Consider the following 11,254-nt stretch of genomic DNA (forward strand, 5'->3'; position numbering starts at 1 on the left):
GTAGCAGGTTCAGAAAGGGTGGTTCCAATCGAACAACAAGTCAAAAAAAAAATTGCGATGTATCTCTCTATAACAGACGGAAAAGGAAGTTATCCTCTCCGACGTGCAGCCTCGTTGGCAAGCATCTTGAAAACTGAAGCAGAAGTCTTCTTTCTGCATGATCGAGAAACAGCAGTTCCTGAAGGTGATTTTGCTTGTTATCCAGTGGAAGGGCCTTCTTCCCTCATTCAGCTTATAACCCATCTGCAACCCGACCTTTTAATTCGAGACAGCGGTGTTAGCCATAAAGAAGAAGTGTCCAAGCTTCAAGATTTAGTCCCTAGTCTGCTGCACTTCGACGATTTTGGCGAAGGAGGACATCTTGCGGATTTAGTCATCCAAACATTATATGCAGAAACACATGAGCCGCTCCCAGACCATTACATCGTCGGCCATGAAATGTTTGCAGCAGACGCTTCACTCAAGCCGCACCACCAGGCGGGATTGAAGGAAAAGCCTTTCGCCTCTTCACCGCATCTCGTCATTTCATTTGGAGACGAGGATCCTGGTAACCTGACCTATCGCGCGTTGAGACATATTAAGCAATTACAAATCCCTCTGCACGTCTCTGTTTTAATTGGCTCAAATTATACTCATGACGTCAGTGAAATTCAAATGATGGCTCTCAGCCGCAGAAATACGAAAGTTCTTCGGTCACCTGACAATCGGGCAGAAATTTATTCGCAGGCAGATATGATTTTATGCGATGCCTGCTATACCCCTTATGAAGTCGCAACAATCGGTGTACCTTGTATTGTCCTTGCCCAAAACGAGTTCGAATCAAACCTGGGCTTCCCTACAGAGAGCCACGGCTTCATCCATCTCGGGCTCGGTCGTAAGGTGACACAGTCAAATTTGCTGAATGCCATCATGGAGCCGTTATTGCATGAGGCACGGAGAGAACGAGCTGTGAAGCGGCAACTTCAGTTGAATGTAGGCAATGGCGAGGAGAAAATCGTGGAGGCGATCCGCTATTTATTGGAGTTTCCAAAACGGACAAGATCAGGATATGTTACACTAAGGGAAAATGGCAGATAGGAGTTTTCCCAATGACTAAAAACCAAATCGAACAAGAGATTGCACAACTCAAAATGGACTACATCGGTTTGCAAGGCGATATCGAAAAACTAGAATCCACAGGTCACAGCAAGATGATCGAAAACGCGGAACGCCGACTAGCCGGCATGGAAGACCGCTTAGCTGAGTTGAACAAGCAGCTGGCTGAAGCAACAGAGTAAAACACCAAGGGGCTGTTCAAACTTTCTGAACAGCCTTTTTCGTTGCCGACAATCATGAATAACCCATTTGCGATCATAAACTCTAGTCAGCCGCTCATAACCAACCTCCTTGCGCTCATACTCCCTCTTCAAGCAATCATAACAGCACGGAACTCGCTCATAAAACCACTGCGCGCGCTCATACACGTACTTTTTCAGCTAAAAAAAGCCCACAAAAAGTGAGCTTTAAGCCATAACATATTCCGTTGCTGCTTGGTCCTGCACTAATAGTTCCTTCAAATACTTCTTTGCACGGAACAAACGTGACTTCACCGTGCCGATGGACACTTTCATGATACCGGCAATTTCGACTAATGAATATTGATTGACGTAGAAATACTCGATAGTCTTACGGTAGATACCGTCCAGCTGTCCGATCTTCTGCTGAACCAACATTTGAATATCATTTTGTTCAATCAATTCCACAGGAGTTTTTGCATCACTGGGAACCAAATCTAGAAGCGGAACGTCTAATGTATCAGGCTGGTTCATCACGTACTGGCTGTGTCGTACATTTTTTCGGTAGCGATCTCGGAATGTATTCATACAAATCGTTGTCAACCAAGCTTTCATGCGATTGACTTCGTTCATTTCACCACTGTATCGAACCACTTTCACCCAAACATCTTGCATGAGATCTTCTGCTTCTTCTTTATTTCGAGTCAATTTAAGACATAAATGATATAAGTATCGGCCATATTCTTCATATAATGCGTTTAAGTCAGTATTCATAATAAGTACCTCCGTTTGAACTGGTACCTTTATTATGTCAGACATCTACATTACTAACTATTGCTTTCTCTTTCAGCAACCTTACATTTCTGTAAGGTTGCTTTATAACGTTTAAATTCCGATTAACCCTTCTTGTTCTTTTGGTTCCTCGCGTTTCGTGATCCGCAAACGCAGAATACGCGTCCTGTCCATCTCTTCAATCTCAAATACTAAAGAGTCGAAAGTGAACTGCTCGCCTTTTTCGGGGATATGTCCAATTTCCGAAAATACAAAACCACCAATCGTTTCATGGTCGGTCGGCAACTCGACATCAAGCAACTCGATCACATCTTCAATCCCGAGACGTCCTTGGCACACCAGACAGTTTTCATCCTTTTCAAAGACCATTGACTCTTCTTCAACGTCCGTTTCGTCTTCTATATCCTGTCCAATCATCTCTTCAATAATATCTTCCTGCGTGACGATCCCCAGTGTTCCGCCGTATTCATCCAGCACGATGGCCATATGCTTTTTCTGTGTCAGCATGCGTTTGAATACCAATTCCACACTCGCTGTCTGCACGACAAATAAAGGTTCATGGTCAATCATTTCTGAGAACTTCTTCTCGGGATACATCGACCATTCAATCAACATTTTCGAATAAAAAATACCGACAACCTTGTCGATACTTTCCTCATATACCGGATAGCGTGTATAAAAATACTGCAGTACAACATCTCGAACGTCTTCATATGTGGAATCCATCGATAAAGAAATGACATCCGTCCGATGGGTTTCCATCACATCCATCACATCTTTTTCACGAAAGTCCAGAACACCTTTCAAACGAATCGATTCATCCTGACCGAACGTTCCTTCAGTAGATGCGATATCTACCATAGAACGTACGTCTTCCTTCGTAAGCGTCGCTTCTGTTACAGCCCCTTTAGAAATCAGTCGAACGAAGAAATTGGTAAACAGGGCCAGTATTGCAGTCAATGGAATGAGTAATTTAACGAGAAATGTAATGGGCGGTGCAACGACATAAGCGATTCGATCCGCGAAAGTAGCAGCGATCGTTTTCGGCAGCACTTCACCGAATATAATCAGAACCACCGTCAGTATTCCCGTCATGATCCCAACACTCAAGCCTTTATCAATTGCGATCATCGTTACGATTGTGGGCATCAAAATGTTCGCGATATTATTGCCGATTAATATGGCCGTAATCATCCGATCCGGCTTTGAAATTAATTGCCGTAATTTAATTGATTTCTTATCCCCTTGATCTGCACGCAGCTGAATCTTCATGCGATTCACAGCAGTCAAAGCGGTTTCACTTCCTGATAAAAAGAAGGACAAAAACAAACAAAGTCCTAATGCAATAAACAATTGCGTCTCCCCCAGCATCTTCTTCATTAAGCTTAGTTAATAAAATATGATATTCCCTAAATTTCTCAACTTCTTATTTCAATAGTATAGCACAAAGTCAAAACGATCCGTTAATTCGAAACAGACCTGCACACCCACTTTTACACATCGTTTCCCTTCTTACTAAGCGTCTAAACCTTATCGTTCATGAAATTCTGCTATACTGTGGAATATAAAATACGTACAGAAATGAGGGCTTCACATGAGCACATTACAAACATTGGATCACTATTTCACAGAAAACCGTGAGCGTCACATGGAAGAACTGAAAGCATTTTTGGAAATTCCAAGCATCAGTGCTTTATCGGAACATCAACCGGATATGCAAAGGGCTGCTGAATGGTTGGCAAGCGCTTTTAAAGACACAGGTCTTGAGAATGTGTCAATTGAGGAAACAGCCGGGCAGCCTGTCGTCTATGCCGACTGGCTGCATGCGGAAAATCAGCCAACTATTCTGATCTATGGCCACTATGATGTACAACCTGTCGATCCCCTTCATTTATGGGAAACACCACCGTTTGAGCCATCCATCCGTGATAATAAATTGTATGCACGCGGTGCGAGTGATGACAAAGGGCAAGTGTTTATGCATGTGAAAGCGATCGAGGCCCTGATGAAATTAGATGGAAAGCTTCCTGTTAACGTTAAGCTCATCATTGAAGGCGAAGAAGAAATCGGAAGCCCTAGCCTCGAAGCGTATATTCGGGAAAATCAGAACAAGCTGGCTGCTGATTTGATCGTCATTTCCGACACAGGTATGTACGGGCCCGGACAACCTGCCATTTGCTACGGACTGCGCGGCTTAGCCGGCGTACAAGTCGATGTGAAAGGTCCTAAAGGAGATCTTCATTCAGGATTGTACGGCGGAGGTGTACAAAATCCAATTCACGCCTTAGTTGAAATCTTGGCTTCGTTCCGAGACAAAGAAGGTACGATTGCGATTGATGGTTTTTATGATCAAGTTCGAGATCTGACAGACGAAGAGCGTTCTGCATGGGCAGCTTTAGACTTCGATAAGGAAGCGATTAAAAAGGAAGTCGGCGTGAAGGAGCTTACCGGCGAACCCGGCTATTCTTATACGGAACGTACGTGGGCTCGTCCTACATTAGAAGTCAATGGCGTATTCGGTGGATTTTCAGGAGAAGGAATCAAAACGGTTCTGCCGTCGGAGGCAGGGGCAAAAATCACTTGCCGATTAGTACCCGATCAAGATCCTGATGATATTGTCGCTAAGTTGCGCGCGCATATCAAAAAACATGAGCCTGTCGGTTGTACGGTGACGGTGACCGATTTCGATAAAGGAAAACCTTATTTGACGCCTTATGACCACGAGGTAATTCAAGCAGCAGGAAGAGCTTATGAACAAGTGTATGGCGTACCGACTGTTTATGCCCGTGGCGGCGGTTCCATTCCGATCGTAGCTGCTTTTGATGAAATTCTTAACTTGCCTGTCGTTTTGATGGGCTTCGGTCTCGATACAGAAAACTTCCATGCACCGAATGAACATTTTCATTTGGAAAACTTCGACAAGGGCTTGCGCGTGATCAGCACTTATTATGGAGAAGTTGAAAAGCTTGGGCTTTGAAGTAATAGCGAGCTGTAATTAAAGGAAGCGGTAAGCGGTAAAAGCATCGTTGATCTGCGTTCCATCTGGAGCGTAAATCCCCGGACAATCAGCCTATATTATTTTGCTTTATTTTTCCCTCTGGCACTATCCAGACCAACTATTTCTGTATTTTGCCTACAAGTCAAAACAGGCTGTCCTCAACAATACGAGGGCAGCCTGTTTTTGTTTATTCCACTGAACCTTCTTCACTGTCGCCGAAATACGTGATGATTTCTTCGACAGGCTTGCGCGGGTTGGCTTTGGGAGCTGCGTCGAAATAGCCGAATTGGAGCATGCTGATGATTCGTTCACCGGGGTGTATACCTAAGCGTTCACGGAATTTCGGGTTGTCCAGGAAGCCTGGTGTCTTCCAGCATGTCCCGATTCCCTTATCCCATGCCAGCAATTGAATGTTTTGAATCAACATGCTAGCTGCCGCGTAATCCTCTAGACGCTCTTTTTGACGAGCGTCTTCAGGCACGATAACAAAAACGGCTGCACTGGCAGACGTAAACTTTTTCATTTGCTTTTCTAAGTCTTCATCCGAAAGTTGCTTCCAGTTCGCCACGCCGAATTCTTTCAACACGTCCAGAATTTGCTCATATTGCTCGCCTGCTGCTACAACTAAGCGCCAAGGATTCCGGTTTCCATGGTTCGGTGCCCAAACGGCATCTTCTATAATTTCTGGTATAATTTCAGGTTCGATTGGCTGTCCGTTAAAGCTTTTGATCGAACGCCTTGAGATAATGGCTTCTCTTACCGATAATGCTTGTTCATTCAAACTCAACCTTCTCCTTTGTAAGTAAAGTATTTAGCTACAAGTATACCCCAACTATATAGGTTGTTACTAGAGGCTAAGCGAAAACACTTCGATTCAACGACCGTGACTCAAGAAAAGTTGTCGTTAATTTTGAAGAAAATATACGTGGCATTGGGCGAATAGGCATAAGAATCTTTATAATCCCACGTTCGGTGATATGCATTATAAGTATGGGCATTGACAAGCGGTATCCTGCCATCTTTAGCTGTGACGATGGTCGAATGATCAAATCGCCCATCGCCCTGGAAGTCATAGGCGATGACGTCACCGAGTCCGAGCTCTTCCGCCGAACCGACTTGCGTAGCTGTCAATCCTTTTTTAGAAGTGGCTAAATACCAGCGCAATGAATGGGCGACGGTGAAACTGAAACTCCACGTCCCATTGCGCATCCACCATCCTTTTTCACGGTTCGGATAGCCATGCATCGGTGCACCGCCTGCCAATAAACACTGCGATATATAATTCGTGCAATCATCCTCCACGATCGGAAAAGCAGGATTTCTGCTATTCCACCATTTATCTGCATATCGGACAGCCGCTAATCGATCATACAAAAAAACCCCTCCTTGCCAAACTATATGACAAGAAAGGGCAGCTCATTAATGATTTAATACTTTAGACAAAAAGTTCCGGGCACGCTCTGTGTCAGGGTTTGAGAAAAACTTGGCAGGGGATGCTTGTTCCACGACTTTTCCTTCTGCCATGAAAATGATTTCATCACAGATCTCTTTCGCGAATCCCATTTCATGGGTCACCACCACCATCGTCATCCCATCTTCTGCCAGCTTACGAATTGCATCCAGCACTTCCGTAACCATTTCAGGATCCAGTGCAGATGTCGGTTCATCAAACAGCATCACCCGAGGTTCCATCGCTAACGCTCGAGCAATCGCTACCCGCTGTTGCTGCCCGCCAGACAGTCTATTTGGGTACGCATCAAATTTGTCACCCAAGCCTAAAGAAGTCAGGAGTTCTTTTCCTCTTTCCTCTGCCTCTCCTTTACTCAGCCCCTTGACATTTATTGGAGCTAACGTCACATTTTGAAGTGCAGTCAGGAATGGATAGAGATTAAAGCTTTGAAACACAAACCCAATTTCCGATCGCGCTTTATTAATATCTACTTTTTTATCATGGATGGAGATCCCATCTACTATGATTTCTCCATTATCGATTGGTTCTAACGCATTAATTGTACGAATCAACGTGGATTTGCCTGCACCACTCGGACCGATAATCGCCACTACATGGGATTTAGGCACTTCCAACGTAACATCAGTCAGCACTTGATTCGTACCAAATGTTTTATTGACATTTTTTACAGCAATCATTTACGGCACTCCTTCACATCGGCAATCATCAATTTTCCCTCGACAAAAGTCGTTTTTCAATAACACGGATAATCATGGACAGTGTAAATGTCATAGCAAAATAGACAAAACCAACGAATGTCCATACTTCGATTGAACGGAATGTGGTAGAGACCAGGTTTTTCGCATTCAACGTCAATTCCGTTGCACCAATTACAGAAATTAGTGAAGAGTCTTTAATGAGCATGATAAATTGTGAAGCAAGCGGTGGAAGAACTCGACGGAATGCCTGTGGCAAAACGATGAGCCGCATAGCCTGCCAATAACTCATACCCGAAGAACGGGCCGCTTCCATTTGACCTTTCGGCACACCTTGAATTCCGGAACGAACGATTTCCGCAATGAAGGCTCCTGTAAAAATTGCCAAACCGATGATGGCCCCCCAGTAGGAGCCTAACTTCAAAAATTGGCCTAATACAAAGAAAATCCAAATCAGTAAAACTAACAGCGGCACGCCACGCATGACTTCTACATAAGCTGAAGAAATTAGACGGATAAATTTATTTCTGGAGATCCTGCCCATTCCGAATATAATACCGATCGGAATAGCAAGGAGTAAAGCAATCGCTGAAATTTCAAGCGTCTTTAATGTCCCTTCAATAAAAATATCCTTGTTTTGAGAGATGACACTGAAGTCATAATCATAGCTTCCCATATTAATCTTCCGTAACCTTCGTCAGCCAGTCACTTTCTTCAAACCAGCGCGTTCTGGATTCCAATTCTTCCGGGCTATCGATGTAGCCATGCAAAAATGAATTCAACCATTGCAATGTTTCAAAATCATTTTTCTTCACAGCAATCCCCAGATTTTCAGCAGAAAGCAAACCTTCTACCTGATGTACTTGTCCTTCATGCTCCAAGCGCCATACCGCGATAGCCGGCTCATCGTAAACGACTGCGTCAGCTTGTCCTGAACCCATTGCTGTAGCAGCTAAAGGGAAATCTTCAAAGTCCACGACTTCAGCATTTTTGAATTGAGATTTCGCCAGTAACGCACCTGTTGTTCCTACGCCCACTGCAATTTTCTTTCCTTTTACGTCCAGCTCTTCCCAAGACTTAACATCTTTATTGGCAGCTGGAACCATGATCGCCTGACCTGTTTTGTAGTAAGGATCCGACATACCGACCGCCAGTGCACGGTCTCCTCGAATCGTCATCCCTGCGATGACCATATCTACTTCTCCGGTTTGGAGCGCTGGTACTAAGCCGTCAAATACGAATTGTTTAAACTCCACATCAACTTTCAACCATTCACCAACTGCATTTGCCAAGTCGATGTCATACCCTACATAACCGCCTTCTGTGCTCTTCATCTCAAAAGGGAAATAACCCGGTGCAATCCCGACCACCAGTTTCTTCTTGTCCTGGATGTTTTTTAAGGTGGATTTCTCTGTTGTGCCTGCTCCACCCCCGTCATTATTACTACAGCCTGCAATAATTAATACGAGAATGAGTAAAAGTGCCGAAACTATCTTTTTCATTCGTTTCCCCTTCTTTCTTTAAAGTGATGTCAATCTTCTAAATTAAAATAATTATAAGTTATTGGCAGAGAGCTGTCTACAGCTGTTTGAATAGTATATTCATAGTGCAATGAATATTTTTTTAACTCAATTGGCTATAGCCTGCTACCGATGTCTTTTGGTATACTTAATATACAACACGGTGAATAAATATACAATAGCTATTATAAAATAATCATAAATTCTCTAATTTTTGAGGATTTATCGGGTAAGAACAGAATTTATTTATCATTAAAAAATGGCAGTTCCCGAAGAAATTCTTCAAGAACTGCCATCTGCTATTCTATATATGGAGCATAGGGGGCTCGAACCCCTGACCTTTGCACTGCCAGCGCAACGCTCTCCCAGCTGAGCTAATGCCCCTCGTTTCTGATACAATATAGAGTATAGCAAGTGTTCGATGAAAAGACAATAGGCAAGAAAGGTGGTAGGACAGATGCAGCATGCAGAAAGAGAACTGACCGAATCCGTGGTATTATGCGATTCAAAGGGTCTTCTCAATCCTGAGTCAATTGGATTTGCCCGAAGTCCTTTAGTAATCAGTAATCTCAAAGGGCAGTTTATGAAAAAGAAAAGGTGGAATTATTGGTGTATTTATGGAGAAGATTTATTATTTTCTACGTCAATTGTTCATCTGGACCATAAAGCTATTTGTCAAATTTACATACTAGATTACGAAACCCAGCGATTCTATGAAAAGTATCTGACCTTGCCACTGGGTAGACGTGTCAAAATGCCCGAAGAACCTTTGAACAGCATCAAGTTCATTCATGACCAACTTACTGTTCAGTTCGTCCACATGCAAGGTGAAACGCATCTGTCTGTCACTATTCCTGACTTCGACAACGAAACGTTGCATGCAGATCTGCACATCATCCATCCTGAAAAAGATGAATCATTGAATGTCGTCATTCCAAAAAGTCGCGACATTTTCCATTTCACTTCCAAACACGCCATTTTACCTACCGGTGGCTTTGTAAAAATTGGCGATCGACGATACGATTTCAATCCCTATTACAGCTTCGCGGTCCATGATTATGGCCGAGGTGTTTGGAGCAGTATGACGGATTGGAGCTGGGCGATGGCATCCCAACGGACAGGCGGAAAACGAGTGGGCTTGAATCTAGGCGGAGGCTGGACAGACGGCACAGGCTTAACTGAAAATGCAGTGTTTGTGGAAGGGACAATGTATAAGATCCACGAAGATGTATTATTTGAAAGAAATATTGAAAACCCCTTAAATCCTTGGCGTATTCAATCAAAATTTTCAAATGATGTCAACTTAACATTCAAACCATTCTTCCAGCAACATACACTTGATCGTTATTGTATTCGCAAGATGTCAGTGAATCAAATGGTTGGTTATTATCACGGAAAGATTCGTCTGCCGAATGATCAAATATTGCCGATCAGACAAATGCTCGGTTCCATTCTACAGCGCACAGATCGATAATCCAGGTATTTAGGCATACTCCATTCTCTTCATACCTTGAATTTGTGGTTTAGCTCCAGCCTTTTCAGGTCATAATATAAGTACTATGAACTTTGAAAGGGTGGCGCTCATGTCATTTTTACGAATGGTATCAATTGTGGGTTTTTCTTCAGTTTTAATTTTGGGAGGCTGTTCTTCGAAAAAAGAGGCACCTAATAATGACGATCCGACAATCGGTTACGAAGATGAAGATAAAGGCAGTTCCATTAACACAGGGGACGGTTACGGTTTCACAGGCTTCGATTTGTCGATCAAGAAAGACGGCAAGAAGATTGAAGTCGATTATGAAGACGTCAAACCTTCCGATGCAGAATACATCAATGAGTTTCAAGAAGTGAACAAAGAAGGCAACGATGCAATTGATAGTATGCACAAGATGTTTATGGAAGTTCTGCTAGACAGTGATACGACAAAAGAAGAAGCAATCGAGAGAATTTTGAAATGGTACGGACTTGATGATTATGATGAGTTCGAACTAGACGTGAAGTATACAGATAATAAATCGCTAGACATTGAAGAGAAGAAATAACACAAAAAGCCATCGATCCTTCATTGGATCGATGGCTTAATTTATGGATAAACATCAAAATAATAAGTTGGAATCCAAAAACCATGAGTAGTACATTGGCTTACGCTACAGACGAGACGCTTTCCGTGGGACGTGGATAAGCCGCTTCCTTCGCTTCGCTCAGTCCGGGGTCTCATCATTCGAGCTAAATCCCTCAGGAAAAGCCGTCACGAAGAACGGCTTTTGCGAGCATAAGCAAAGCGTTGGGAGCAAAATCCTTGCTTTTCGCCCGTCTTTCGCTTCAATCCCTATAATGTGAACTGTTATACATAGCGAACTCACTGTATGTAGTATGAGTTTTCGTTTCTTTGGATTGAAAAAATCTGTGCATATACTTGGACGTTGGTTCATGTATTTACAACTATTCATATTAAGCAATCGACTCACTAACTTCAGGGAAATACGCTAGTTGATCGTAGTGGA

General features: G+C 43.2%; 12 protein-coding genes and 1 tRNA gene. 5 read left to right on the plus strand and 8 right to left on the minus strand.

What is annotated here, in order from left to right:
- The first annotated feature begins 18 nt into the window (after positions 1 to 18).
- Together H7J92_RS02180 and H7J92_RS02185 are read left to right on the plus strand one after the other, a co-directional pair.
- Positions 19 to 1,077 carry a CMP-N-acetylneuraminic acid synthetase gene (locus H7J92_RS02180; RefSeq protein WP_009766280.1) on the plus strand — a complete coding sequence of 353 codons (1,059 nt, stop codon included), beginning with the start codon at positions 19 to 21 and terminating at the stop codon, positions 1,075 to 1,077.
- Positions 1,078 to 1,088: 11 nt separating this feature from the next.
- A complete protein-coding gene (locus H7J92_RS02185; protein ID WP_009766281.1) occupies positions 1,089 to 1,277 on the plus strand; it encodes an SE1832 family protein in 189 nt (62 codons plus the stop codon).
- Positions 1,278 to 1,502: 225 nt separating this feature from the next.
- Here H7J92_RS02185 and H7J92_RS02190 read toward each other — a convergent pair whose 3' ends face one another.
- Positions 1,503 to 2,048 (minus strand): RNA polymerase sigma factor, encoded by a 546-nt coding sequence (locus tag H7J92_RS02190; RefSeq protein ID WP_040758544.1) that lies wholly within the window; start codon positions 2,046 to 2,048, stop codon positions 1,503 to 1,505.
- A gap of 111 nt (positions 2,049 to 2,159) precedes the next feature.
- Entirely contained in the window at positions 2,160 to 3,419 is a 1,260-nt protein-coding gene (locus tag H7J92_RS02195; RefSeq protein WP_246602416.1) for a hemolysin family protein, read from the minus strand.
- A 241-nt stretch (positions 3,420 to 3,660) separates the two neighbouring features.
- Between H7J92_RS02195 and H7J92_RS02200 the strand changes: the two genes are divergently transcribed.
- Positions 3,661 to 5,043 carry a dipeptidase gene (locus H7J92_RS02200; RefSeq protein ID WP_221835183.1) on the plus strand — a complete coding sequence of 461 codons (1,383 nt, stop codon included), beginning with the start codon at positions 3,661 to 3,663 and terminating at the stop codon, positions 5,041 to 5,043.
- 208 nt (positions 5,044 to 5,251) lie between these two features.
- On the opposite strand, the gene H7J92_RS02205 is transcribed toward H7J92_RS02200, so the two are convergent.
- The 6 genes from H7J92_RS02205 to H7J92_RS02230 all read right to left on the minus strand — a co-directional run bounded on the left by H7J92_RS02205 (position 5,252) and on the right by H7J92_RS02230 (position 9,134).
- A complete protein-coding gene (locus tag H7J92_RS02205) occupies positions 5,252 to 5,845 on the minus strand; it encodes a nitroreductase family protein (RefSeq protein ID WP_078817411.1) in 594 nt (197 codons plus the stop codon).
- A 107-nt stretch (positions 5,846 to 5,952) separates the two neighbouring features.
- Positions 5,953 to 6,438, minus strand: coding sequence for an amidase domain-containing protein (locus H7J92_RS02210; protein WP_078817412.1), 486 nt, complete (start codon positions 6,436 to 6,438; stop codon positions 5,953 to 5,955).
- A gap of 45 nt (positions 6,439 to 6,483) precedes the next feature.
- Positions 6,484 to 7,212: an amino acid ABC transporter ATP-binding protein gene (locus tag H7J92_RS02215; protein ID WP_221835184.1), complete on the minus strand. Its 729-nt coding sequence runs from the start codon at positions 7,210 to 7,212 to the stop codon at positions 6,484 to 6,486.
- Positions 7,213 to 7,240: 28 nt separating this feature from the next.
- The gene (locus H7J92_RS02220; RefSeq protein ID WP_221835185.1) at positions 7,241 to 7,906 is read right to left on the minus strand and encodes an amino acid ABC transporter permease; all 666 of its coding nucleotides are present in this window, start codon (positions 7,904 to 7,906) and stop codon (positions 7,241 to 7,243) included.
- 1 nt (position 7,907) lies between these two features.
- Positions 7,908 to 8,732 (minus strand): transporter substrate-binding domain-containing protein, encoded by an 825-nt coding sequence (locus H7J92_RS02225; protein WP_221835186.1) that lies wholly within the window; start codon positions 8,730 to 8,732, stop codon positions 7,908 to 7,910.
- Between the two features lie 329 nt (positions 8,733 to 9,061).
- A tRNA-Ala gene (locus H7J92_RS02230) sits at positions 9,062 to 9,134 on the minus strand.
- A 73-nt stretch (positions 9,135 to 9,207) separates the two neighbouring features.
- Here H7J92_RS02230 and H7J92_RS02235 point away from each other — a divergent pair.
- Together H7J92_RS02235 and H7J92_RS02240 are read left to right on the plus strand one after the other, a co-directional pair.
- Positions 9,208 to 10,224: a DUF2804 domain-containing protein gene (locus H7J92_RS02235; protein ID WP_078817416.1), complete on the plus strand. Its 1,017-nt coding sequence runs from the start codon at positions 9,208 to 9,210 to the stop codon at positions 10,222 to 10,224.
- 109 nt (positions 10,225 to 10,333) lie between these two features.
- Positions 10,334 to 10,792 carry a YusW family protein gene (locus H7J92_RS02240; RefSeq protein WP_221835187.1) on the plus strand — a complete coding sequence of 153 codons (459 nt, stop codon included), beginning with the start codon at positions 10,334 to 10,336 and terminating at the stop codon, positions 10,790 to 10,792.
- Positions 10,793 to 11,254 lie beyond the last annotated feature (462 nt).

The sequence above is a fragment of the Sporosarcina aquimarina genome (genome assembly GCF_019748715.1).
Classification (GTDB): Bacteria; Bacillota; Bacilli; order Bacillales_A; family Planococcaceae; genus Sporosarcina; species Sporosarcina newyorkensis.